At 71.4% G+C, this 21,628-nt stretch carries 23 protein-coding genes and 1 rRNA gene; 8 read left to right on the forward strand and 16 right to left on the reverse strand.

Annotated elements, in window-relative coordinates; all coding sequences use genetic code 11:
- A 5S ribosomal RNA gene (rrf, locus tag ACIQ8B_RS07775) occupies positions 1-91 on the forward strand; the annotation flags it as partial.
- A 149-nt stretch (positions 92-240) separates the two neighbouring features.
- On the opposite strand, the gene ACIQ8B_RS07780 is transcribed toward rrf, so the two are convergent.
- A complete protein-coding gene (locus ACIQ8B_RS07780; protein WP_403546051.1) occupies positions 241-1,176 on the reverse strand; it encodes an ABC transporter ATP-binding protein in 936 nt (311 codons plus the stop codon).
- Between the two features lie 91 nt (positions 1,177-1,267).
- On the opposite strand from ACIQ8B_RS07780, the gene ACIQ8B_RS07785 reads away from it, so the two are divergent.
- Positions 1,268-1,831 (forward strand): GNAT family N-acetyltransferase, encoded by a 564-nt coding sequence (locus ACIQ8B_RS07785; RefSeq protein ID WP_403546053.1) that lies wholly within the window; start codon positions 1,268-1,270, stop codon positions 1,829-1,831.
- Here the strand turns inward: ACIQ8B_RS07785 and ACIQ8B_RS07790 are convergent.
- The 7 genes from ACIQ8B_RS07790 to ACIQ8B_RS07820 all read right to left on the reverse strand — a co-directional run bounded on the left by ACIQ8B_RS07790 (position 1,820) and on the right by ACIQ8B_RS07820 (position 8,941).
- Complete coding sequence (locus ACIQ8B_RS07790) at positions 1,820-3,301, reverse strand: type IV secretory system conjugative DNA transfer family protein (protein ID WP_403546055.1); 1,482 nt, start codon at positions 3,299-3,301, stop codon at positions 1,820-1,822. The two genes, ACIQ8B_RS07785 and ACIQ8B_RS07790, sit on opposite strands and share 12 nt — an antisense overlap.
- Positions 3,302-3,321: 20 nt before the next feature.
- The gene (locus ACIQ8B_RS07795; protein ID WP_403546057.1) at positions 3,322-4,734 is read right to left on the reverse strand and encodes an ATP-binding protein; all 1,413 of its coding nucleotides are present in this window, start codon (positions 4,732-4,734) and stop codon (positions 3,322-3,324) included.
- A 14-nt stretch (positions 4,735-4,748) separates the two neighbouring features.
- Positions 4,749-6,308 (reverse strand): SCO6880 family protein, encoded by a 1,560-nt coding sequence (locus ACIQ8B_RS07800; RefSeq protein ID WP_403546059.1) that lies wholly within the window; start codon positions 6,306-6,308, stop codon positions 4,749-4,751.
- Entirely contained in the window at positions 6,305-7,633 is a 1,329-nt protein-coding gene (locus ACIQ8B_RS07805) for a hypothetical protein (RefSeq protein WP_403546061.1), read from the reverse strand. The genes ACIQ8B_RS07800 and ACIQ8B_RS07805 overlap by 4 nt, the downstream gene beginning before the upstream one ends.
- On the reverse strand, positions 7,623-8,423 hold the full coding sequence (locus ACIQ8B_RS07810) for a hypothetical protein (RefSeq protein WP_403546063.1): 801 nt from the start codon (positions 8,421-8,423) through the stop codon (positions 7,623-7,625). The genes ACIQ8B_RS07805 and ACIQ8B_RS07810 overlap by 11 nt, the downstream gene beginning before the upstream one ends.
- Positions 8,420-8,542 (reverse strand): hypothetical protein, encoded by a 123-nt coding sequence (locus ACIQ8B_RS07815; RefSeq protein WP_274543355.1) that lies wholly within the window; start codon positions 8,540-8,542, stop codon positions 8,420-8,422. The genes ACIQ8B_RS07810 and ACIQ8B_RS07815 overlap by 4 nt, the downstream gene beginning before the upstream one ends.
- 90 nt (positions 8,543-8,632) lie before the next feature.
- Positions 8,633-8,941 (reverse strand): hypothetical protein, encoded by a 309-nt coding sequence (locus tag ACIQ8B_RS07820; protein ID WP_106413556.1) that lies wholly within the window; start codon positions 8,939-8,941, stop codon positions 8,633-8,635.
- 413 nt (positions 8,942-9,354) lie between these two features.
- Between ACIQ8B_RS07820 and ACIQ8B_RS07825 the strand changes: the two genes are divergently transcribed.
- Positions 9,355-10,302, forward strand: a complete 948-nt coding sequence (locus ACIQ8B_RS07825; RefSeq protein WP_403546388.1) for an NlpC/P60 family protein — start codon at positions 9,355-9,357, stop codon at positions 10,300-10,302.
- Positions 10,303-10,513: 211 nt separating this feature from the next.
- Complete coding sequence (locus ACIQ8B_RS07830) at positions 10,514-11,221, forward strand: phosphatase PAP2 family protein (RefSeq protein ID WP_403546065.1); 708 nt, start codon at positions 10,514-10,516, stop codon at positions 11,219-11,221.
- Positions 11,222-11,300: 79 nt separating this feature from the next.
- Here the strand turns inward: ACIQ8B_RS07830 and ACIQ8B_RS07835 are convergent, their stop codons facing one another.
- Both ACIQ8B_RS07835 and ACIQ8B_RS07840 read right to left on the reverse strand, forming a co-directional pair.
- Positions 11,301-12,857: an FAD-binding oxidoreductase gene (locus ACIQ8B_RS07835; protein WP_403546067.1), complete on the reverse strand. Its 1,557-nt coding sequence runs from the start codon at positions 12,855-12,857 to the stop codon at positions 11,301-11,303.
- A gap of 131 nt (positions 12,858-12,988) precedes the next feature.
- Positions 12,989-13,150 (reverse strand): hypothetical protein, encoded by a 162-nt coding sequence (locus ACIQ8B_RS07840; RefSeq protein WP_290001873.1) that lies wholly within the window; start codon positions 13,148-13,150, stop codon positions 12,989-12,991.
- A gap of 102 nt (positions 13,151-13,252) precedes the next feature.
- Between ACIQ8B_RS07840 and ACIQ8B_RS07845 the strand changes: the two genes are divergently transcribed.
- Positions 13,253-14,095, forward strand: a complete 843-nt coding sequence (locus tag ACIQ8B_RS07845; protein WP_403546069.1) for a hypothetical protein — start codon at positions 13,253-13,255, stop codon at positions 14,093-14,095.
- 117 nt (positions 14,096-14,212) lie between these two features.
- Positions 14,213-14,398 (forward strand): hypothetical protein, encoded by a 186-nt coding sequence (locus tag ACIQ8B_RS07850; RefSeq protein WP_189408818.1) that lies wholly within the window; start codon positions 14,213-14,215, stop codon positions 14,396-14,398.
- 22 nt (positions 14,399-14,420) lie between these two features.
- Here ACIQ8B_RS07850 and ACIQ8B_RS07855 read toward each other — a convergent pair whose 3' ends face one another.
- On the reverse strand, positions 14,421-14,834 hold the full coding sequence (locus tag ACIQ8B_RS07855; protein ID WP_365417141.1) for a metal-sensitive transcriptional regulator: 414 nt from the start codon (positions 14,832-14,834) through the stop codon (positions 14,421-14,423).
- A 237-nt stretch (positions 14,835-15,071) separates the two neighbouring features.
- Between ACIQ8B_RS07855 and ACIQ8B_RS07860 the strand changes: the two genes are divergently transcribed.
- Both ACIQ8B_RS07860 and ACIQ8B_RS07865 read left to right on the forward strand, forming a co-directional pair.
- Positions 15,072-15,692: a DUF47 domain-containing protein gene (locus tag ACIQ8B_RS07860; protein ID WP_290001794.1), complete on the forward strand. Its 621-nt coding sequence runs from the start codon at positions 15,072-15,074 to the stop codon at positions 15,690-15,692.
- A gap of 7 nt (positions 15,693-15,699) precedes the next feature.
- Positions 15,700-16,698: an inorganic phosphate transporter gene (locus tag ACIQ8B_RS07865; RefSeq protein WP_106413562.1), complete on the forward strand. Its 999-nt coding sequence runs from the start codon at positions 15,700-15,702 to the stop codon at positions 16,696-16,698.
- 132 nt (positions 16,699-16,830) lie between these two features.
- On the opposite strand, the gene pstB is transcribed toward ACIQ8B_RS07865, so the two are convergent.
- The 5 genes from pstB to ACIQ8B_RS07890 all read right to left on the reverse strand — a co-directional run bounded on the left by pstB (position 16,831) and on the right by ACIQ8B_RS07890 (position 21,617).
- The gene (pstB, locus tag ACIQ8B_RS07870; RefSeq protein ID WP_290001788.1) at positions 16,831-17,607 is read right to left on the reverse strand and encodes a phosphate ABC transporter ATP-binding protein PstB; all 777 of its coding nucleotides are present in this window, start codon (positions 17,605-17,607) and stop codon (positions 16,831-16,833) included.
- Between the two features lie 48 nt (positions 17,608-17,655).
- The gene (gene pstA, locus ACIQ8B_RS07875) at positions 17,656-18,714 is read right to left on the reverse strand and encodes a phosphate ABC transporter permease PstA (protein WP_290001783.1); all 1,059 of its coding nucleotides are present in this window, start codon (positions 18,712-18,714) and stop codon (positions 17,656-17,658) included.
- On the reverse strand, positions 18,711-19,715 hold the full coding sequence (gene pstC, locus ACIQ8B_RS07880) for a phosphate ABC transporter permease subunit PstC (RefSeq protein ID WP_403546073.1): 1,005 nt from the start codon (positions 19,713-19,715) through the stop codon (positions 18,711-18,713). The genes pstA and pstC overlap by 4 nt, the downstream gene beginning before the upstream one ends.
- Before the next feature lie 124 nt (positions 19,716-19,839).
- Complete coding sequence (gene pstS, locus ACIQ8B_RS07885; protein WP_290001777.1) at positions 19,840-20,967, reverse strand: phosphate ABC transporter substrate-binding protein PstS; 1,128 nt, start codon at positions 20,965-20,967, stop codon at positions 19,840-19,842.
- Positions 20,968-21,176: 209 nt separating this feature from the next.
- Positions 21,177-21,617, reverse strand: coding sequence for an NUDIX hydrolase (locus ACIQ8B_RS07890; RefSeq protein ID WP_106413566.1), 441 nt, complete (start codon positions 21,615-21,617; stop codon positions 21,177-21,179).
- Between the last annotated feature and the right edge of the window lie 11 nt (positions 21,618-21,628).

The raw sequence follows: 21,628 nt of genomic DNA on the forward strand, positions 1-21,628 counted from the left end.
GCCCGGTTACATTCCGAACCCGGAAGCTAAGCCTTACAGCGCCGATGGTACTGCAGGGGGGACCCTGTGGGAGAGTAGGACGCCGCCGAACAATTCTTGATAGGGAGAGCCCCCGTGCCATTCGGCACGGGGGCTCTCTGCGTTTTTAGGGCTGTACCAATCCCGTCTCGTACGCGCAGATCACCGCCTGGACCCGGTCCCGCGAGCCCGTTTTCGCGAGGACGCGGCCCACGTGGGTCTTCACCGTGGATTCGGCGAGGCGGCGGGTGAGGCTGGGGGCCACGACGGCGTCTCCGGAAGCGACCGCGCGTATGCCGGAGAGGAGGTCCTCCGGCTGGGCGTCCTTGACGAGGAAACCGGAGGCTCCGGCGCGGAGTCCGGCGTAGGCGTACTCGTCCAGGTCGAACGTGGTGAGGATGAGGACGCGCGTGCGGTCGCCGGAGGCGGTGATGCGGCGGGTGGCCTCGATAGGGTTTCCGGCTCGGGTGTGACCACGCGGACCGAGGCCGCCCCGGAGTCCCGGACGAAGCCGGCGACCGTGGTGTCCGCCAGGAGGCGGTCTCGGCCGATGACGATCAGATGGTCGGCGGTGAGGGCCATCTCGCTCATCAGGTGGGAGGAGACCAGGACCGTGCGGCCCTCGGCGGCCAGGGACGTGAGGAGGGTGCGGATCCACCGGACGCCCTCGGGGTCGAGGCCGTTGACCGGTTCGTCGAGGACGAGGGTGGCCGGGTCGCCGAGCGACGTGGCGGCGATGCCGAGGCGTTGGCTCATGCCGAGGGAGAATCCCTTGACCCGGCGGTCCGCCGCCTCGGTGAGGCCGGTGAGGTCCAGGACCTCCATGACGCGGCTTTTCGGGATGCCGTGGGTGAGGGCGAGGGCGCGCAGGTGGTGGCGGGCGGTGCGGCCCGGGTGGGCGGAGCGGGCCTCGAGCAGGGCGCCGACCTCGGTGAGGGGCGCGGGGTGGGCGGCGTAGGCGCGGCCGCCGACGGTGACCAGGCCCGAGGTCGGGGCGTCCAGGCCGAGGATCATCCGCATGGTGGTGGACTTGCCGGCGCCGTTCGGGCCGAGGAAGCCGGTCACGGTGCCGGGGCGGACGGTGAAGGAGAGGTCGCTGACGGCCGTCTTGCCGTTCCTGCCGCCGTAGCGCTTCCTCAGGTGCTGCGCCGTGATCATGGGTCGATGCTCGTCGCCGCGGGGGCGGCGGGCGTCGGACGGCGGCCTTATTCCTTGGGAGGCCGTGGTACCCCGGTACTACCGTGGCCGCATGAGCTACAAGGTCCGTTCCCTGCGCGTCGACGAGTGGCCCCGGGCCAAGGCCTTGCGGCTGGAGGCGTTGCGGGATCCCGTGGCGCCCATCGCCTTCATGGAGGCCTACGAGTCCGCCGCGGCCCGGCCCGACTCCTTCTGGCGGGACCGGGCGGAGCGCAGCGCCGAAGGCGCCACCGGGGCGCAGCAGATCATCGCCGAGGGGCCGGACGGGGAGTGGGTCGGGACGCTGACCGTGCTGATGGAGGAGCCGGGGGCCACGGACTGGGCCGGGCTGCCCGTCGAGCGGCTCCAGGGGCATCTGGTGGCGGTGTACGTGCAGCCGGGGCACCGGGGGATCGGACTCACCGAGGTGCTCTTCGACGCCGGTCTCGAGTGGGCGTGGGCGCAGGGTGCCGAGTGGGTGCGGCTGCTCGTGCACGAGGACAACGCGCGTGCGCTCCGGGCCTACCGCAGGGCCGGGTTCGCCGAGACCGGGGTGACCACGGCACTGGGCCCCGACGCGGGTGAGCGGGAACTGGAGCTGGCCGTGGAGCGGCCGGACGAGGAGTCAGACCGGTAGGTCGGCGTGCGGCCAGCGGGCGCGGGCCTGTTCGCGGGAGCGGAGGAGGGCCACCGTGGGCATGCCGCGCTCGGGGCCGGCGGCGAGGAGCTCCGGGAGCTGGGGGAGGGGGGCCACCGCTGCCACGTCGTCGAGGACGAGGGTGAGTGGTGGGTCGAGCCGACCGGAGGATGACCGTTCGGCCATGCGCCGGCCGTGCTCGACCACGTGCGAGACGAGCGCCGTGAGCAGAGGCATGGCGCCCGGACCGGTGCGGGGATCCTCGATGGATTCCCCCACGACGTAAAGCGTTCCCCCTTCGTGGATGAAGGAATCCAAGGCGAGGGCATCACTTCGGTGCGGAGTGCAGGCTTCCCGGACGTTGACCGTGGAGAGGGCCGCCAGCGCACGTGCCGTCAGCTGCTGGGCCATGTCCCGGCGTTCGGGGTGCGCGGTGAGCGCCGCCTCGAGTTCGCCCGCGGAGCCGGAGGCCGCCTTGGGGTGGGTGCGCAGGACCCGTACGGCGTCCTGGACCTGGAGGCCCTGGGCCCAGCGGTGGACGTGGCGGACGGTGCGGCCGTCGACGGCGGCCGCGTGCAGGTAGCTGCGGAGCAGCAGTTCGGCGGTGTCGCCGACCGCCTGGTCGAGCCGGGAGGCGGGGCGGACGGGGGCGAGGAGCGCGGCGGCGCGGGCGGTCGCGGTGTCCCTGTCCTCGCAGCCGGCGGTGGGCGACCAGTGGAGGCGGGCCGGAGTGTCGCAGAGGTGCGTCGGGTCGTAGAGGTGGGCGGGGCCGAGCTTGGTGCGGGCGTCCTTGGTGTCGTACCAGAGGGTCGGGTTGGACGTGAGGACGAGGGCGGGGCCCTCGGCGTCGCGTACGGCCTGGGCGGCGGTGGTGTGGCGGGCGGCCGGGGGGCCGTAGTGGAGGCCGGGGGCGGTCGCCCGCTCGGAGGGCTGAGGGGACGGGGCGGGGACGGGCTCGGGGTGCCTGGGGGCGGGAACCTCGTGCACCGGCACCGGTGACGGCTCGGGCCTGGGCTCGGGTGCCGGTGCCGGCTTCCGGACCGGCTGCGGCGTCGGTTCGGGCGGAGGGGGCGCCTCCGTGATCCGTCCCTCCGTGCGGCGGCGGGCCCGTACCGCCCGCCAGCGGGCCACCGTGCCCAGGACGAACACGGTGAGGACCACCAGGACCATCAGCTGGCCGATGAGCAGGCCCCAGAAGAGGCCGGGGCCGGAGAGGTCCCCGGGCGGGGCGTCGGGCCAGGCGCCGGGGAGGTCGCGCGGTTCGGCGACCAGGTGGCGCAGGGCCGGCGGAGTGCGGGTGAAGGAGAGGCCGGACGGCCAGTGGCCGTGGGAGAAGAGGCCCGCGAGGCCGGTGGCCGTCCACACCATCGCCGTCATGCCGAGGAGGAACGCGAGGACGCCGACCAGCAGTCCGTCCGGGATGCCGCCGCCCTGGCCGCCACTGCGCCCGCGCTGCTCGTCCGGTCTCACGCGTCCCCCTCCTGCCGCTCTTACGCCACCGTCGACTCGGAGTCCCCGACGTGCTGCTCCACGAAGGCCGCCGCCCGCTCCTCCGCCTCCAGCTCGGCGGCGCGCAGGGCGTCGTCGGCGAGGAGGTCGGCGGACGACTCGGTCATCGCGCGGTCGGTGAAGACCAGGGGGCGTTCCGTCTCGGTGACCAGGTGTTTGACCACCTGGACGTTGCCGTTGACGTCCCAGACCGCGATGCCCGGGGTGAGCGTCGGGATGATCTCCACGGCCCACCTCGGCAGGCCCAGTACCCGGCCCGTGGCCCGCGCCTCGTCCGCCTTCTGGGCGTAGATGGTGCGGGTCGAGGCCATCTTCAGGATCGCCGCGGCCTCCTTCGCCGCCGCTCCGTCCACCACGTCGGACAGGTGGTGGACGACCGCGACGAAGGACAGGCCGAGGCGGCGGCCGAACTTCAGCAGCCGCTGGAACAGCTGGGCCACGAAGGGGCTGTTGATGATGTGCCAGGCCTCTTCGACCAGGAAGATGCGCTTCTTCCGGTCGGGGCGGATCCAGGTGTGCTCCAGCCACACGCCGACGATCGCCATGAGGATCGGCATGGCGATGGAGTTGCGGTCGATGTGGGACAGGTCGAAGACGATGAGCGGGGCGTCCAGGTCGATGCCGACGGTCGTCGGGCCGTCGAACATGCCGCGCAGGTCACCGTCGACCAGGCGGTCGAGGACCAGGGCGACGTCCAGGCCCCACGCCCGGACGTCGTCTATGGCGACGTTCATCGCCTCCGCCGACTCCGGTTCCGGGTGGCGGAGCTGCTCGACGATGTCGGACAGGACCGGCTGGCGCTCCACGATGGTCTCGTTGACGTAGGCGTGCGCGACCTTCAGGGCGAAGCCGGAGCGCTCGTCGAGGCCGTGCCCCATGGCGACCTCGATGATGGTGCGCAGCAGTGCCAGCTGGCCCGTCGTGGTGATGGACGGGTCGAGCGGGTTGAGCCGGATGCCGTGGTTCAGGGCGGCCATCGGGTCCAGGCGGATGGGCGTGATGCCCAGCTCCTGCGCGATGAGGTTCCACTCGCCGACGCCGTCCTCGCCCTGCGCGTCCAGCACGACCACCTGGCGGTCGCGGAAGCGGAGCTGGCGCAGCACGTACGTCTTCTCCAGCGCCGACTTGCCGTTGCCGGACTCGCCGAGGACCAGCCAGTGGGGGGCCGGGAGCTGCTGGCCGTAGAGCTGGAAGGGGTCGTAGATGTAGCCCTTCCCGGAGTAGACCTCGCGGCCGATGATGACGCCGGAGTCGCCGAGGCCGGGCGCGGCGGTCGGCAGGTACACCGCCTGCGCCTGGCCGGTGGACGTGCGCACCGGCAGCCGGGTCGTCTCGACCTTCCCGAACAGGAAGGACGTGAAGGCGTCGGTGACGACGGACAGCGGATCCCGCATCTTCAGCTCAGCCCCTACCTACGAATGCCGGTGGCGAACGGGAGAGTGTTCACGAACGCGCGGTGGTGCTCGCGGTCGCACCACTCCAGCTTCAGGTACGACTTTCCGGCCGAGGCCCGTATCGTCCGCTTGTCGCGGGCCAGGGCTTCGGGCGTGCGGGAGGAGACGGTGATGTAGCCGACCAGGTTGACGCCCGCGGCGCCGCTGGCGAGGTCCTCGCCGCGCTGGTCGAGGCGGCTGTGCGCGGCGATGTCGCGGGGGTCGACGGTGCGGTTCATCTTGGCGGCGCGGGACGCCTCCGCCGCGTCGTTGGTCTTCTCGGTCAGCATGCGCTCGATGGCGACCTCGGTGGGTTCGAGGTCCATCGTGACGGCGACCGTGCGGATCACGTCCGGGGTGTGGACGAGCAGCGGCGCGAGGAAGTTCACGCCGACCGGGGTCATCGGCCACTCTTTCACCCAGGCCGTGGCGTGGCACCAGGGGGCGCGGGTGGCGGACTCGCGGGTCTTGGCCTGGAGGTACGTGGGCTCGGTGGCGTCCAGCTCGGCCGGCCAGGCGTTGCGCTGGGACATCGCCTGGATGTGGTCGATCGGGTGGTCCGGGTCGTACATGGAGTGGATCAGCGAGGACAGCCTGCTCTGGCCGAGCGGCTGGCGTACGCGGATGTCGGCCTCCTGGAGCCGGGAGCAGATGTCGGTCAGCTCACGGGCCATGACGACGGCGAGCCCCGCGTCCCGGTCGACCCGGCCGCCGCCCTGGCCGCGCATGGCGCGGGCCATGGCCGCGGCCTCGGCGGCCAGTTCGCGGTTGTAGTGCATGCAGGCGACCAGGTACGCGCGGTGCTGCTCGCTGCTGGTCGACACCATCGACTGCAGCTGGTCGTACGACTGCTGCAGCCAGGCGGGCGCCCTGTCGTCGCCGCGCACGGTGACGTCCTTGGCGTGCGCGTCGGGGTCGGCGGGGAGGGTGCGGGCGAGCATCTGGAGGCGGGTGACGAAGCCGTCGCCGTTCGCCACGTGCTTGAGCAGCGTGCCGAAGCGGTCGACGAGGGCCTCCTGGTCCTCGGAGTCGCGCAGGCCGACGCCGGGGCCCTCGATCTCGATGGCGGCGGTGACGGTCTTGCGGTCCGCGTGCAGCAGGACGGCGATCTCGTCGGGGCCGAACGGCGCGGAGAGCCAGGTGATCCTGCCGATGCCGGGCGGCGGCCCGACCTCCACCTCGCGGCCGTCGAGCCGGGTGCCGGCCTCGACGACCCCGGACCGGTAGGCGGCGCCGCGGCGCAGGGTGCGCTTGTAGCTGCGGTTGATCTCGAACCACTTGTAGAACGTGCGGTGCTTGTACGGCACGTACACGGCGGCCAGGGCGAGCATCGGCAGGCCCACCAGCAGCACGATCCGCACGGACAGGACGGGGACGAGGAGCCCGCACATCATGCCGAGGAACGCGCCGACGACGATGAGCGCGATCTCACCGGTCTCGCGATTGCGGCCGACGATCGCGTTCGGCCGGGCGCGGCCGATCAGATACGTACGGCGGGGCGTGACCGTGGGGGACAGGTGGGACTCGGTCGTCAACGCCCTTCACCTCCCGTGCGGTTGGTACTGCTGTTGCGGGTGCTGGCGTGCGGGGTGTTCACCGGGCTGCCCGTCCGGGGCGGGGGCGCGGCGGAGGGGACGGATCCGCCGCCGCCGGACGAGCGGGAGCTGTGTGCGGCGACTCCCCCGGAGGCGGGGTTGGACGGGCGGGGCGCGGAGGACTGGCCACCGCCGCCGCCGTGGTTGTCGGTACGGGTGCTGTGGGTCTTGATGCCCTGCGCGACCAGGGTGGCCGGGGAGCTGATGACGGCGGCGGCCTTGCCCTCGGCGCCCTGCATGAGGCGGTTGTTGCGGGAGCCGGCGATCTCGTCGCCGAAGCCGGGGACGAAGCGGTAGATCATCGCTGAGGCGAAGATGGCGAGCAGGATGATCGCCAGGCCGGAGACCACGGCGGAGAAGGCGTCCGGGCCGTCGTCGGCGGAGAGCGCGCCGGCCAGGCCGAGCACGATGACGATGACCGGCTTCACCATGATCACGGCGATCATGATGCCCGCCCAGCGGCGGACGTGGCCCCACAGGTTCTTGTCGACCAGGCCCGCGTAGACGACGGTGCCGAGGAGGGCGCCGACGTAGAGCAGGGCGGCGCGGATGACCAGCTCCAGCCAGAGGATGCCGGCGGCGAGGATGGAGACCAGGGAGACGACGATCAGCATGATCGGGCCGCCGCCGATGTCGTTGCCCTTCTCCAGAGCGGCGGAGAACGTCCCGAAGAACGCGTCCGTCTGGTCGCCGGTCGCCTTCGCCAGCACGTCGGTGACGCCGTCGGTCGCGGAGACGACGGTGTAGAGGATCAGCGGCGTGAAGGCGGAGGCGAGGACGGTCAGCCAGAGGAAGCCGATCGCCTCGGACAGGGCGGTGGTGAGCGGCACGCCGCGGACGGCCCGCTTGGCGACCGCCAGCAGCCAGAGGAGGAGCGTGAGGATCGTCGACGCGGCGAAGACGACGGCGTACTGCTGGAGGAAGGTGTCGTTGGTGAAGTCCACCTTCGCGGTGTCCTCGACGGCGGCGCTGAGCTGCTTGACCGTCCAGGCCGCGGCGTCGGCGCAGCCGCGGGCGAGGGAGGCGAGGGGGTCGAGGGCGGAGGTGGGGTCGTTGAGGGGGGCGGGGTCTCCTCCTCCGGAGGAGCCGCCGCCCTCGTCCCGCTCGCAGTACTGCTTCGCAGGGCCGATGAGAAGGTCGCAGGGGTCGTCGCTCGGCGCGGGAGTGGGCGCCGCGACGGCGCGACCGGCCAGCCCGATCGCGGCCACTGGTACAGCGGCGGCCACCGCAGCGAGCTTGAGTACGTGACGCGGGCTACCGGGCATATGTGAACCCTCCGTACTCCTCGACAGCCTTGCTGATCTCTTCAGAGCTGGCGGCCTTGTCGTCCCCGGGGACCGGAGCCGGGCCGTCCTTCTGGGTGTCGGCGGAAATCTTCCAGTCCCCGTCGGTCCACTGGAGTTCGAAGGTCCAGGTCTTCCAGGTTGTGGTCACCGGGTCGGTCGACTTCTCTCCCGACATGCCGATCAGGCCCATGTACCAGACCGCCACGCGGGCGCTGTTGTTGTTGTACTGCTCGACCTTGGTGCCGACCGGGATGGTGCGCGAGACGAAGGTGTTGCCCTGCGGGGGGTTGCCGTTCGCATCGAGACCCAACTTGCTCAGGAAGTCCGCGGAGTAGGCCTGATCCATCGCCGGGCGGAGTGTGTCGGCCGCGTCGGAGGTGTAAATGGTCCCGACGATGGTGTGCCGACTGTCCTTCTTGAACATGCCGTCCGACCCCAGAACCACCGCGTAATTGGCCGCCGCGCTCTCCGCCCCCCGGCGGTCGTGGGTGAAGCCCGTCGGGATGCCGGCCGCCTTCGTGGAGACCGGCTTCTCGCCCGAGGGCGCCGTCGCCGCCGCCTTGGGCGAGTCGCTGCCCTCCTCCGCGTCGGAATCCCCGCCTCCGCGGTTCGCGAAGGCGATCGCCGCGATGAGGAGGACCACCACGCCGACGACCGTGACCAGGCTGCGCGACGACGACCGGCCGTGTCTGCGCGCGCCTCCGTACGGGTCGCCGCTCCCTTCGGGCAGGCGGGTGCGGGTCTGGCCCGTGTCGTCTCCGAGACTCATGCCGCGTACGCCCCCTCAGCGTCGTGCGGGAACACTTCGTACTCCGCGTACTCCGTGTACTCCACGTACGACGGTAGCCGTACCGGCCGCCGCTCGGGCGTGGTGTGGTGACTGGACATCAGGGAAACGCAACCTCAGCCGGTGGGCACGACGGGCGGGTGGGATGGAGGGGATGCCGGGCGTGCCCGGTCGGGACCGATGGTGCGGGGTCAGACGGCCATGCCGTACACGATGGTGAACAGGGTGCCGAGCGACCCGATGATGAAGACGCCCGTGAGACCCGCGATGATGAGGCCCTTGCCCTGTTCGGCGGAGAACGTGTCCCGCAGCGCGGTGGCGCCGATGCGCTGTTTGGCCGCCCCCCAGATGGCGATGCCGAGACAGATGAGGATGGCGACCGCCATGACCACCTCGATCATCACCTTCGCCTCGTTGCCCAGACCCCCGAAGGGGCCCCAATCCGGAGCGATTCCGCCGATAATGGTGTTGATGTCTCCCTCGTCGGCCGCGAAGAGCATGTAAGTCACCGCCCCTGTATGGGTAGTTCCGATTCCTCTGCGGGGGTGCAGAGGTCAGACCTCATTGTCGCCGACGATGCCGCTGTCGTATGTCGACTTGGCGTCATCTCTTGGCGGGTTTCGTAGGAATAGCTTGCCACCGGCGCGCGCCGGACTCCGGGAGGGGCGCGCTCCGACGGGTGAAGAGTCGTATCGTCACTCTGTGTATCACGCTGGGTAACGCCGGGCAATGAAGCGCGGCTCACTCCGGTGGCGTGGACCGTGCATGTCGTCGTATCTGATCACTTCCGTTCGGCGGTCCCGCCTCTACACTGTCGGTCGGCGGTGGACTGCCGGACTGCGAGGAGTGGTTGACGGTGCGTAAGGTCTGGGTCGGTGCGACTCTCGCCGTCGGCTCCGCGCTCGCCTTCGTGATGCTGCTCGTCGTCGGGGTGTACGTCGTCGCCGGGAACCTGGTGAACGGGGTGGGCGGCGGCGCCGCCAAGACCCTCGCCAAGGGGAGCGTGCCGGCGGCCTATCAGCAGCTCATCGCCCGGTGGGGAAATCTCTGTCCCGCCATCAACCCGGCGCTGCTCGCCGCGCAGCTCTACCAGGAGAGCGGGTTCAACCCGCGGGCGCAGAGCCACGCGGCGGCGCAGGGCATCGCGCAGTTCATCCCCGGCACCTGGGCCGCGCACGGGATCGACGGCGACGGGGACGGCGACCGTGACGTGTGGGACCCGGCGGACGCGATCCCGTCCGCGGCGACCTACGACTGCGCGCTGGCGTCCTACGTGAAGGACGTCGGCGGGGATCCGACCGCCAACATGCTGGCCTCGTACAACGCGGGGGCGTACGCGGTCATCAAGTACGGGGGCGTGCCGCCGTACGAGGAGACGCAGAACTACGTCAAGCGCATCCGGGAGCTGGAGAAGTCGTTCGCCGCGCCGGTGGGGCGGGTGGATCCGTCGCGGCAGGCCGCGGGGGCGATCGCGTTCGCGCAGAAGAAGCTCGGCACGCCGTATCTCTGGGGCGGCAACGGCACCGCCGACCAGGGCGGACGCTTCGACTGCTCGGGTCTGACGAAGGCCGCGTACGAGAGTGTGGGGATCACGCTGCCGCGGGTGGCGAACGACCAGTACAACGCGGGGCCGCATCCGGACCGGGACGAACTGCTGCCGGGCGATCTGGTGTTCTTCTCCGACGATCTCACCGATTCACGGGCCATCCGGCATGTGGGCATCTACGTCGGCGGGGGTTACATGATCGACGCGCCGCGCCCCGGCGCGGTGATCCGATTCGACCCGATCGACACTCCTGACTACTTTGGTGCCACCCGCGTCACGGAAGATGGCGCGAAAGCGCTCCCCATGACGGTGTGAGCGAAACGACAAACGCCCCCCGTGAGCTGCGAAGACGTATCTCTCTTCGATAACGTCTGCGTGATCTTTCGGTGGAGGGTGGAACGTGGAAGCGGGAACCGTGCGTTCCTGTTGTCGTAGCCGAGCGGACGAGCGGATCTACGGACCACGGGGGTGGCAGACCCGGCGCGCGTCCGCGCGCCGGACGACATGACGAAGGGGCCGCAGCACCATGGCTGGACTCGCCGAATCCGGGTCGAACCCCGACGTCGACCTGCTCTACGACATCAACGGCCTGGCCAAGGCCGCCCCGCCGTGGCTCGACCACGTCATGGAGTTCGTCGGTGAGTACGGCGTGCTCTTCGGTCTCATCGGCATGGTGCTCTGGTGCTGGTGGGGCGTGCGCAAGCGGGGCGGACCCGACGCGGCGCCGTCGGTGGCGGCGCTGGCGTGGGCGCCGCTCGCGGCGGGCGTCGCGGTCCTGGTGAACGTGCCGATCCGCGGATTCGTCGAGCGGCCACGGCCGTTCAACGATCACGAAGGGCTCGAGGTGCTCGTCGACGGCAAGGATGACTACTCCTTCGTCAGCGACCACGCGACGCTCTGCATGGCGCTGGCGGTGGGGCTGTTCCTGGCCAACCGGCGTTACGGCCTGGTCGCGCTGGTGCTGGGGCTGATCGGCGGTTTCATCCGCGTCTACATGGGCGTGCACTACCCGACGGACGTGGTGGGCGGACTGGCGCTGGGCACGGCGGTCGCGCTGCTGCTGTCGCCGCTCGCGATGGCCATGCTGACGCCGCTGGCGCGGGCGGTGGAGCGGTCGCCGAAGGCCGGCTGGCTGGTCGCGGCCCGGCCGCAGGGCGGGCGGCGGAAGGTGGCCGAGCGCAGCCGGGGCAGGGCCGCGGGCTCCGGCCCCGGGGAGCGGGACCTGGCGGCCTGACGACGACCCGGCGAGGGCCCGTGACCCCCGTCCCCCGAGGGGCGGACGGTCACGGGCCCCCGGTGCGTCCGGGACCGGCTCAGAGGGCCTGCGGGTGGGTGAGGACGCGCTCCGGGTCGTAGCGCCGTTTCAGGCGGGACAGGCGCGGGGCGGCGGCGCCGTAGTAGGCGCGGCGCCAGTCGGCGAGGCCGGGGTCCGGGTAGTTCTGGTAGGCGGCGCCGGACGCGTGCGGGCGCAGGGCCCGGTGAGTGCCCGTCAGCCACGCGCGGATCGCGGTGCCGTCCGAGGCGCCGGGGTCCCAGGACGCGAGGTACTGGGCGAGCACGCGGGAGCGGCGGTGGACGAACGCCGTCGTGGTGGGCGCGACCCGGTTGACGGCGCCGCCGAGGGCGGTGAGCGCGATGCTCGCCGAGCCGCCGCGGGCCGCCCGGATCCGGTCGAGCAGGGTGGCGATCCCGGCGTCGTCGAGGGGGCGGTCGTAGAAGTCGGAGCGGGCCGCGTACGTCTCGCGGGTCAGCGCGCCCTCGGGGCTGCGGCCGGGCGTCCCGCCGGGCAGCCGGCACGCGTCGCCGGCGAACGAGGCGCAGCCCGCGTACAGCTCCATGGACTCCTGGTGGGAGCGCCGGCGCAGCAGGACGCTGCTCGCGGAGACGCCGATGCGGCCGGCGAGGCGGTCGACGGCGTTCTGCAGCTCTCCGTAGGTGCCGAGGGAGAAGGCGGTGACGGAGACGGAGGGGTCGGCACCGGTGGTGTCCAGGTGGAGGGCGGACCAGATCTCGTCGGGCTGGTCCGGTCCCCAGTCCTGCCAGGCCGCGACCACGGCGGCCGCCCGCTCCCACGGCCAGGTCAGATGGCCGGTGACGCCCTGCGGGGCGGGGTGGGTGCGGAAGCGGAACTCGGTGACGATCCCGAACTGGGCGTGCCCCGCGCCGCGCAGGGCCCAGAACAGGCCGGGGTTCTCGGTGTCGGACGCGGTGAGCCGCGTGCCGTCGGCGGTGACCAGGGTGGCCCCGGTGAGGCTGTCACAGGTCAGGCCGTAGGCGCGGGAGGTCACGCCGTGGCCGCCGCCGAGGGTGAGGCCGGAGATGCCGACGGTGGGGCAGGAGCCGCCGGGGACGGTGAGCCCGCGGGCGGCGAGGGTGCGGTAGACGTCGATCAGCCGGGCGCCGGCGCCGACGACGGCCGTGTCCCCGTCGACGCGGACGTGACCGAGTTCGGACACGTCGACGATCAGACGGCCGTCGCCGGACGACCAGCCCGCGTAGGAGTGGCCGCCGCCCCGCACGGCGAGCGGGACGGCGTGCTCGCGGGCGTGGGTGAGGGTGGTGCGGATGTCGTCGGCGTGCCGGACGTAGGCGACGGCGGCGGGCCGCAGGGTGTCGAAGCGGGTGTTGTAGAGGCGGTGCGCCGTGGTCCAGTCGGCGTCGCCGGGGCGCACCAGGCGGCCGTCGAGGTGCCCGGCCAGGGTGGTCCAGTCGGCGGGTGTCGCGGGGCGCGGGGTCCTCGGCGGGGCGGGGGACGACGGGGTGCGTGAGGGGGCGGGTGCGGGCCGGGGCTCCGCGGAGGTGCAGGCGGAGGCGGTGGCCGCGGTGGTGAGCGCGGCGGCGGTGCCGGCGACGAAGGTGCGGCGGTTCACGGTCGGCCTTCCGGACGTCGGACGGGGGGCGGCCTGTCACGGGTCCGGGGCGGACCGGCGTGCGGCCGCGACGTTCCTTCCGGGTGCCGTGGTCGTGCGGGGGCCATTCTGGGCGCCTTGCCCGGGTGGCGTCACTCCCCCGTGTGGTTCTCGGCGTCCTTGCGGGCCTGGCTCCTGGCTCTGCGGGCCGGGCCGCGCCATCCGCAGGTGCAGCGGGCCATGCAGAAGGGTCCCTGCTCGGTGGTGGTCGTGAGGTGGGGCCGGGGGGCCGGCGCGTCGTCCTGATGCGGCACGCGGCCCACGGTAACGCCCGCCGGGCCGCGTGACGGGGCTCTTGACCGGTCGTTAACGCCACTGACAGCGGCCCGTGTCGGACGGAGCAGGGGTAGGCAGGGATGGCGCGACGGCGACAGCACAGGCGGACGCACGGCGTGACGGCCGCGGTCGGGGTCGTCTGCTGTCTCGGGCTCGGGGCCGCCGGGTGCGCGCGCAGCGACGCCGTGGCGCAGGGGCCGCCCGCCGGCGATCCGGTGCAGGTGCTGCGCACCGCCGCCGACGCGCTGGTGGAGGCCGGCAGCTCCCGGACGCGCACCTCGCTGGAGATGGCCACCGGCGGCACCCGGGTCACCATCCGGGGCGAGGGGGTCTACGACTACCGCAAGCGGCTCGGGCGGCTGGAGGTGCTGCTGCCGCAGGACCCCGCGGGCGCCGTCGACGGCCGGCCGATCACCGAACTGCTCGCCCCCGGGGCGCTGTACATGAAGAACCGGGGCGCCGGGGTGCCCGCCGACAAGTGGGTGCGGGTGGACACCGCGACGCTGTCCGACGGGAACCTGGTCACCGGCGGGGCGACCGATCCGTTCACCGCGGCCGAGGTGCTGCGCGGCACGCGCTCGGCGACGTTCGTCGGGCGGACCGAGGTGGCGGGGGCCCGGGTGCGGCACTACCGCGGCACCGCCGACCTGGAGGCGGCCGCGCGGGCGGCGTCGGTGGTCAACCGGGGCCTCCTGGACGCGGCGGCGAAAGGGTTCGCCACCGCGCGGGTGCCGTTCGACGTGTACCTCGACGACGAGGGACGGATCCGCAAGGTCCGGCACCGGTTCAGCTTCGTGAACGGCGAGCGGCGGGAGCCCGTCGCGGTCGCCTCCACCACCTTGCTGTACGCCTTCGGCGCCCCGGCCGACGTGCGGCTCCCCGCCGACGAGGACATCTACGCCGGGCGGATCACGCAGGAGTGAGCGGTGCGCGCGGATGGGGCACGGGGCCCACAGTGGCCGGGCCGAACTAGCCCTTCCGTGCCATGCGCGGTGCGTAGGGCGCTCCCTACTCTAGGAAGGCGGTGACGACAGAGTGAGGTGAGGCGCGTGGCTCCGCTCGGGAGGGGGACGGTCCCGGTCCAGGATCACGTGGCGCTCGCCGAGATCGAACTGTGCGGCGAGCTGATCATCGCCGCGTCCAACGCCGAGGACCGGCTGAGCCTGGAGAGCATCGACGAGGTGCTGCGGGTGGCCGAGGCGCGGACGGACACCGCCGGGCCCTGAGGCCCCGGCCACGGGGAGAGGGTCAGGTCCGCAGCATGCGGGCGATGGCCTGCGTGGCTTCCTTGACCTTCGCGTCGATCTCGTCGCCGCCCTTGACGGCCGCGTCCGCGACGCAGTGGCGCAGGTGCTCCTCCAGCAACTGCAGCGCGAACGACTGCAGCGCCTTCGTGGAGGCGGACACCTGGGTGAGTATGTCGATGCAGTAGACGTCCTCGTCGACCATCCGCTGCAGTCCGCGGATCTGGCCCTCGATGCGGCGCAGCCGCTTGAGGTGCTCCTGCTTCTGGTGGTGGTAGCCGTGGATGCCGCGGTCGTGATCGGTCACGATGTCCGTAACGTCCGTCACATCCGTCGTGTCCACGGCGGGCGCCGTCCCCGCGGCGTCGGCCGTCTCCGGGGAGGAGGGCGCGTGCGCGCCGGTTCCGGTGGTGGTCATCGCGTCCTCCTGGTGTCCTGATGGGCGCTATATACCCCTGGTGGGTATATGTTACCGAACGTCGCCGGTCCGGGGACGGCCGGTCCGCGCCAGGGCCGCTCTCCGGTGGGACGCACCCGCCGCCCCCGTACTCATCACTGTGCCTGATGGGCGACACTGGGGGGCGGCCGTTATTGGTGGCCGGATGATGTGCCTAGCATCAGCCTGACCGAAACCGACGCATACCGAGGACCCCACGTGCGCTTTCGTCTGACCCCCAGGGAGACGAGCTTCTACGACATGTTCGCCGCGTCCGCGGACAACATCGTCACGGGCTCGAAGCTCCTGATGGAACTGCTCGGGGCGGACCCCTCCGCCCGGGCCGAGATCGCAGAGCGTATGCGGGCCGCGGAACACGCCGGTGACGATGCCACGCACGCGATCTTCCACCAGTTGAACTCCTCGTTCATCACGCCGTTCGACCGCGAGGACATCTACGCCCTGGCGTCCTCCCTCGACGACATCATGGACTTCATGGAGGAGGCCGTCGACCTGGTCGTCCTCTACAACGTCGAGGAGCTGCCCAAGGGCGTCGAGCAGCAGATCGAGGTCCTGGCGCGGGCGGCGGAGCTGACCGCGGAGGCCATGCCGCACCTGCGCACCATGGAGAACCTCACCGAGTACTGGATCGAGGTCAACCGGCTGGAGAACCAGGCCGACCAGATCCACCGCAAGCTGCTCGCCCACCTCTTCAACGGCAAGTACGACGCGATCGAGGTGCTGAAGCTCAAGCAGATCGTGGACGTACTGGAGGAGGCGGCCGACGCCTTCGAGCACGTGGCGAACACGGTGGAGACCATCGCCGTCAAGGAGTCCTGAGCACTTCATGGACACCTTCGCTCTGGTCGTGACCATCGGGGTCGCGCTCTTCTTCACCTACACCAACGGCTTCCACGACTCGGCCAACGCGATCGCCACCTCCGTGTCCACCCGGGCGCTCACGCCCCGGGTGGCGCTCGCGATGGCGGCCGTGATGAACCTCGCCGGTGCGTTCATGGGCTCCGGGGTGGCCAAGACCGTCAGTGAGGGGCTGATCGAGACGCCCGAGGGGTCGACGGGGATGGGGATCCTCTTCGCCGCGCTGGTGGGCGCCATCACCTGGAACCTGATCACCTGGTACTTCGGTCTGCCCTCGTCGTCGTCCCACGCCCTGTTCGGCGGCATGGTGGGCGCCGCGCTGGCCGGCGGGACGACCGTCTACTGGCACGGCGTCGTCGACAAGATCGTCATTCCGATGTTCGTGTCGCCCGTGGTCGGTCTGATCGCCGGTTACCTGGTGATGACCGCGATCATGTGGATCTTCCGGCGGGCCAACCCGCACAAGGCCAAGCGCGGCTTCCGCATCGCCCAGACGGTGTCCGCGGCCGGCATGGCCCTGGGCCACGGACTCCAGGACGCCCAGAAGACGATGGGCATCGTGGTGATGGCCCTGGTCATCGCCGACGTCGAGGACTACGGCGACCCGATCCCGGTGTGGGTGAAGATCGCCTGTGCCGTGATGCTGTCCCTCGGCACCTACGCGGGCGGCTGGCGCATCATGCGCACCCTGGGCCGGAAGATCATCGAGCTGGACCCGCCGCAGGGCTTCGCCGCCGAGACCACCGGCGCCTCGATCATGTTCGGCTCGGCGTTCATCTTCCACGCGCCGATCTCCACCACCCACGTGATCACCTCCGCGATCATGGGCGTGGGCGCCACCAAGCGGGTCAACGCCGTGCGCTGGGGCGTCGCGAAGAACATCGTCCTGGGCTGGTTCATCACCATGCCGGCCGCCGCCCTGGTGGCCGCGGCCTGTTTCGGACTGGTGCATCTGATCGCGCTGTAGCCGAGGACCGCGTACGGCGGCACGCCGGGGTCCCCGTACGGCAAGCATGCGGAAGGGCCCGCCCCCGTCGAGTGGGGGCGGGCCCTTCGTACCTCGCGGTGGCACCGCCATGCAGCACCGCGAGGGGACCGGTCAGCCGAAGCGGCCGGAGATGTAGTCCTCGGTGGCCTGCACGGACGGGTTGGAGAAGATGCGCTCCGTCTCGTCGATCTCGATCAGCTTCCCGGGCTTGCCGACCGCCGCCAGGTTGAAGAACGCCGTGCGGTCCGAGACGCGCGCCGCCTGCTGCATGTTGTGCGTCACGATGACGATCGTGAAGCGCTCCTTCAGCTCCCCGATCAGGTCCTCGATGGCCAGGGTGGAGATCGGGTCCAGGGCGGAGCAGGGCTCGTCCATCAGCAGCACGTTCGGCTCGACCGCGATGGCCCGCGCGATGCACAGACGCTGCTGCTGGCCGCCGGAGAGGCCCGAGCCGGGCTTGTTCAGCCGGTCCTTGACCTCGTTCCACAGGTTGGCGCCCCGCAGGGACTTCTCGACGATGTCGTCCAGCTGGGACTTGCGGTACTTGCCGTTCAGGCGCAGGCCCGCCGCCACGTTGTCGTAGACCGACATGGTGGGGAACGGGTTCGGGCGCTGGAAGACCATGCCGACCTCGCGCCGCACGGCCACCGGGTCGATGCCCGGGCCGTAGAGGTTCTCGTCGTCGAGCATGACCTTGCCGTCGACCCGCCCGCCCGGGGTCACCTCGTGCATGCGGTTGAGGGTGCGCAGGAAGGTCGACTTGCCGCAGCCGGAGGGGCCGATGAAGGCTGTCACGGAGCGGGGCTCGATGGTCATCGAGATGTCCTCGATGGCCAGGAAGGAACCGTAGTAGGCGTTGAGGCCGCTGACGTCGATGCGCTTGGCCATGGGTATCACTGCTTCTTTCGGGTCGCCGACGACTGTGGGGGGGGCCGGTCAGCGACCGGTCTGCGGGGCCTTCCAGCGGGCTATGCCGCGGGCCACCAGGTTGAGGATCATGATGAACGCGATGAGCGTCAGGGCCGCCGCCCAGGCACGGTCGTACGCCGCCTCGGAGCCGTTGGTGTACTGCAGGTAGATGTACATCGGCAGCGAGGCCTGCGGGTCCTGGAACGGGTTGGCGTTGATGAAGTTCGTGCCCCAGACCAGGAGCAGCACGGGGGCCGTCTCACCGGTGATACGGGCGATCGCGAGCATCACGCCGGTGGTGATGCCGCCGACGGACGTGGGCAGGACCACCTTGAGGATGGTGCGCCACTTGGGGACGCCCAGGGCGAGGGACGCCTCGCGCAGCTCGTTCGGGACGAGCTTGAGCATCTCCTCCGTGGAGCGCACGACCACCGGGATCATCAGGATGGACAGCGCCATCGAGCCGGCGAAGCCCGAGTAGCCCATGCCGAGGATCAGGATCCACAGACTGAGGACGAACAGGCCCGCGACGATGGACGGGATGCCCGTCATGACGTCGACGAAGAAGGTCACGGCCTTGGCGAGCCGGCCGCGGCCGTACTCGACGAGGTAGATCGCGGTGAGCACGCCGACCGGCACCGAGATCGCGGTGGCGAGGCCGACCTGCTCCAGGGTGCCCAGCAGGGCGTGGTAGATGCCGCCGCCGGGCTCGGTGTCGGCGACCACGCCCATCGAGTGGGTGAGGAAGTAGCCGTCGAGGACCTTGATGCCCCGCTTGACGGTGTCCCAGGTCAGCGACGCGAGCGGGATGACCGCCAGCAGGAACGCCACCCACACCAGGCTGGTCGCGGTGCGGTCCCGGGCCTGCCGGCGCCCCTCGACCTTGGCGGAGACGGCGTACGAGCCGCCGACGAACAGCAGCGCCGCGATCAGCGCCCACTGGATGTCGCTCTGCAGCCCGGCCGCGGCGCTGATGCCGTAGCCGAGCGCGGCGGAGGCGCCGGCGACCGCCCAGGGGAACCACTTCGGCAGGGTCGCCCCGCGCAGCGAGCCGGACGGGAGGGTGGCGTGCGGTGCGTGGCTCATGCGTTGGCCCCCGAGTACTCCTTGCGGCGGGCGATGATCAGCCGGGCCGCGCCGTTGACCAGCAGCGTGATGACGAACAGCACGAGACCGGAGGCGATCAGCGCGTCCCGGCCCATCTCGGTGGCCTCGTTGAACTTGCTGGCGATGTTCTGGGCGAAGGTGCCGCCGCCCGGGTCGAGCAGGCTGGCGTTGATGGTGAAGCTCGGGGAGAGCACCATGGCGACGGCCATGGTCTCGCCGAGAGCACGGCCGAGGCCCAGCATCGACGCGGAGATCACGCCGGAGCGGCCGAACGGCAGCACCGACATGCGGATGACCTCCCAGCGGGTGGCGCCGAGGGCCAGGGCGGCCTCCTCGTGCGTCTGAGGGACCTGGCGGAACACCTCACGGCTGACGTTGGTGATGATCGGCAGGATCATCACCGCGAGCAGGATGCCGACGGTGAACAGCGAGCGCGGGGCGCCCTCGTTCCACTCCAGGATCCCGGTCCAGCCGAGGTAGTCGTCGAGCCAGCCGTACAGGCCGTCCATGTGCGGCACCAGGACGAGGGCGCCCCACAGGCCGTAGACGATGGACGGGACGGCGGCGAGCAGGTCGATCACGTAGCCGATGGGGCCGCCGAGGCGGCGCGGGGCGTAGTGGGTGATGAACAGGGCGATCGCGACGGCGATCGGCACGGCGATGACCATGGCGATGATCGACGACACGACGGTGCCGAAGGCCAGGACCGCGATGCCGAACTCCGGCGGGGAGCCGCTGGGGTTCCACTCGAAGGTGGTGAAGAAGTTGGCCTCGTCCTTGGCGATGGCCAGCGAGGCGCGGTAGGTGAGGAAGGCCGCGATGGCGGCCATCAGGACCAGGACGAGGATGCCGGACCCCCGGGACAGCCCGAGGAAGATCCGGTCGCCGGGGCGGGTGACGCCGCGCGCGGCGCCGCTGTCCACGGGCGCGGCCGGGGCGGGCGCCGGCGGTGCGGCGGGTTTCTGCGTGGTGATGTCCATCGGGTTCTCCGGTCTGCGGAGCCGCCGGACCGGGCGGCTCGGTCGGAGCCGTCCGGCCCGGAGGGCTCCTGTTGGCGGTGCACCGGACGGTGCGGCCCGGCCGGGGCCGGGCCGCACACTCGGGTCAGCTGAGGCTCGAGATGGTCTCGCGGACCTTGGTGATGATCTCCTGCGGCATCGGGGCGTAGCCGGCGTCGGCCAGCTGGCCCTGACCCTCCTCGGAGGCCATGTAGTTCAGGAAGGACTTGGTGGCGGGCAGGGTGTCGGCCTTGTTGCCCTTGTCGCAGACGATCTCGTACGTCACCAGGACGATCGGGTAGGCGCCGTCGGCGGACGGGGTGTAGTCGAGCTCCAGCGCGAGGTCCTTGCCGGTGCCGACCACCTTGGCGGCGCCGATGGCGGCGGTGGCGTTCTCGATGGTCGCCTTGACCGGCTCGGCGGCCTCGGTCTTGATGTCGACGGTCTTGATGCCGTCCGAGGCGTAGGACAGCTCGAAGTACGAGATGGCGCCGGAGGTCTGCTTCACCTGCTGGGCGACACCGGAGGAGCCCTGCGCGGACTGGCCGCCCTCGGCCTCCCAGGACTTGCCCGGCTCGTACGCCCAGTCCTTGGGCGCGGCGGCCTTCAGGTACTTGGTGAAGTTGTCCGTGGTGCCGGACTCGTCGGAGCGGTGGAAGGCCTGGATCTTCAGGTCGGGGAGGTCGGCGTCGGGGTTGAGCTTGGCGATCGCCGGGTCGTTCCACTTGGTGATCTTGTTGTCGAAGATCTTCGCGAGCGTCGAGGCGTCCAGGGCGAGGGTGTCCACGCCGGGGACGTTGAAGCCGACCGCGATCGGGCCGCCGACCATGGGCAGGTCGATGCCCTGGCCGTCGGTGCAGACCTTCTTCGACGCCTCGATCTCCTCGGGCTTCAGCGCGGAGTCGGAGCCGGCGAACGCGGTCTGGCCCTGGGTGAACGCGGTGATGCCGGCGCCCGAACCCGTCGGGTTGTAGTTGATCTGCACGTCCTTGCAGGCCGCGGTGTACTGCTTCACCCAGGCGTCGATCGCGTTCTTCTGGGCGGAGGAGCCGGACGCCTGGAGCTGGCCCTTGGCGTCGCCGCAGTCGATGTTGCCGGCCTGCGCGGTCGCCGAGGCGCCGCCGCCGTCGTTGTTGCCGGTGTCGTCGGAGCCGCACGCCGTGAGGGCCAGGGCGCCGGAGACGGCGAGAGCACCGAGAGCGAGGGCCCGCCGGTTCATGCGCTGAAGCTTCACTTTTGTTCCTTCCAGTGGCCGCCGTCCTGAATTCGGCGGCGTGCGAAGTGTGGGTGAGGCGGTCGCCTCGTCCTGTAAGGGTTCGTGTCCGGGCGATCCGCACCGCGTAAGGCCGAAATTAGGCAGAACAGGTGAAGCGGTCGATGGACGTACATGAACGAGGGGTGAACCCCTGTGGACGGTGCGGTGAGGCCGTGGAGCGGGCGCTCTCAGCCGGCCGGGCGGAGGGTGGCGAGGAGGGCGTCCACCAGGCCGGCGTCCATCGGCGAGGTGAGGTGGCGGCGGGCGGCGTCCGGAGGGAGCCACAGGATCCGGTCGACCTCGTCACCGGGCGTGAACGTGCCGGAGACGGCCTCGGCCGCCCAGTAGCGGACCCGCTTCGGGCGGCCGTGCGCGAGGTAGCGGGTGCTGGGCAGCTCGGCGGCCGGCACGGCGGTGTGCCCGGTCTCCTCGGCGACCTCGCGCAGGGCGCCGGCGAGCGGGTCCTCGCCGTGCTTCAGCTTGCCCTTGGGCCAGGACCAGTCGTCGTACCTGGGCCGGTGGACCAGGCACAGCTCCAGCTCACCGGTGACGGGCGAGCGGCGCCACAGGACGCAGCCGGCGGCCTCGACGGTGAGGGCGCCGCTCCGGGCGGGTCGGGGGGTACGCACCGGGTGCCTCC

The sequence above is a fragment of the Streptomyces sp. NPDC096105 genome (assembly GCF_044763335.1).
Taxonomy (GTDB): Bacteria; Actinomycetota; Actinomycetes; order Streptomycetales; family Streptomycetaceae; genus Streptomyces.

What these genes read in the sequence shown, in the direction of transcription:
- ACIQ8B_RS07780 (WP_403546051.1), bottom strand. Translation starts at nt 1,176, where the DNA reads ATGATCACGGCGCAGCACCTGAGGAAGCGCTACGGCGGCAGGAACGGC.
- ACIQ8B_RS07785 (WP_403546053.1), top strand. Translation starts at nt 1,268, where the DNA reads ATGAGCTACAAGGTCCGTTCCCTGCGCGTCGACGAGTGGCCCCGGGCC.
- ACIQ8B_RS07795 (WP_403546057.1), bottom strand. Translation starts at nt 4,734, where the DNA reads ATGCGGGATCCGCTGTCCGTCGTCACCGACGCCTTCACGTCCTTCCTG.
- ACIQ8B_RS07805 (WP_403546061.1), bottom strand. Translation starts at nt 7,633, where the DNA reads ATGCCCGGTAGCCCGCGTCACGTACTCAAGCTCGCTGCGGTGGCCGCC.
- ACIQ8B_RS07810 (WP_403546063.1), bottom strand. Translation starts at nt 8,423, where the DNA reads ATGAGTCTCGGAGACGACACGGGCCAGACCCGCACCCGCCTGCCCGAA.
- ACIQ8B_RS07815 (WP_274543355.1), bottom strand. Translation starts at nt 8,542, where the DNA reads ATGTCCAGTCACCACACCACGCCCGAGCGGCGGCCGGTACGGCTACCG.
- ACIQ8B_RS07820 (WP_106413556.1), bottom strand. Translation starts at nt 8,941, where the DNA reads ATGCTCTTCGCGGCCGACGAGGGAGACATCAACACCATTATCGGCGGA.
- ACIQ8B_RS07825 (WP_403546388.1), top strand. Translation starts at nt 9,355, where the DNA reads ATGCTGCTCGTCGTCGGGGTGTACGTCGTCGCCGGGAACCTGGTGAAC.
- ACIQ8B_RS07830 (WP_403546065.1), top strand. Translation starts at nt 10,514, where the DNA reads ATGGCTGGACTCGCCGAATCCGGGTCGAACCCCGACGTCGACCTGCTC.
- ACIQ8B_RS07845 (WP_403546069.1), top strand. Translation starts at nt 13,253, where the DNA reads ATGGCGCGACGGCGACAGCACAGGCGGACGCACGGCGTGACGGCCGCG.
- ACIQ8B_RS07855 (WP_365417141.1), bottom strand. Translation starts at nt 14,834, where the DNA reads ATGACCACCACCGGAACCGGCGCGCACGCGCCCTCCTCCCCGGAGACG.
- ACIQ8B_RS07865 (WP_106413562.1), top strand. Translation starts at nt 15,700, where the DNA reads ATGGACACCTTCGCTCTGGTCGTGACCATCGGGGTCGCGCTCTTCTTC.
- pstB (WP_290001788.1), bottom strand. Translation starts at nt 17,607, where the DNA reads ATGGCCAAGCGCATCGACGTCAGCGGCCTCAACGCCTACTACGGTTCC.
- pstA (WP_290001783.1), bottom strand. Translation starts at nt 18,714, where the DNA reads ATGAGCCACGCACCGCACGCCACCCTCCCGTCCGGCTCGCTGCGCGGG.
- pstC (WP_403546073.1), bottom strand. Translation starts at nt 19,715, where the DNA reads ATGGACATCACCACGCAGAAACCCGCCGCACCGCCGGCGCCCGCCCCG.